Source organism: Pseudomonas sp. PDM32 (genome assembly GCF_019219225.1).
Classification (GTDB): Bacteria; Pseudomonadota; Gammaproteobacteria; order Pseudomonadales; family Pseudomonadaceae; genus Aquipseudomonas; species Aquipseudomonas laurylsulfatiphila.
In genome coordinates this window covers 1-447 of the sequence record NZ_JAHUWE010000043.1, presented here as the reverse complement: position 1 = coordinate 447, position 447 = coordinate 1, and the positions used below count along the sequence as shown (strand labels likewise).

Here is a 447-nt window from a genome sequence, read left to right as displayed (position 1 = left end):
TGGCAGGTCGTCGACGATGTTCACGTCCAGTGAACCGGTCGCGGTGGTGCCGTTGTCGTCGACCGCGGTCACGGCGAACTGTTCAGGCAGGGTGTTGGCGCCGTTGGCGGTCGGGTGCGCTTCGTTGTCGTTGAGGGTGTAGCTGTAGCTCACGACACCGGTGGCGGCGTTGAAGCCGGTGATGGTCAGGGTGCTGCCCAGCGGCGTGGTGATCGATTGCGGGAAGCCTGCAGCTACGCCTCCGGTGACCACGGCGATGCCGCCGACGGTCAGGGTGGTCACACCGTCCAGTGCGGTGACGGTGAACGTGCCGCTTTGGGTCAGGGCTGGTGTGTTGGGGTTACTGCCGTCACTGAGGTTTTTCTCGTAGACCGTCAGCTCGCCGCCGTACACGTTGAGGCCGTTGAGGGTTACCGGATCGTCGTTGTTGTGGATCTGCAGCACCAG

The 447-nt window shown here is 64.0% G+C and carries 1 protein-coding gene; it reads right to left on the bottom strand.

The genetic code is table 11. From position 1 onward, the window contains the following. The coding region (locus KW846_RS29710; protein ID WP_218486464.1) for a hypothetical protein at window positions 1-447 on the bottom strand (447 nt) is incomplete at both ends.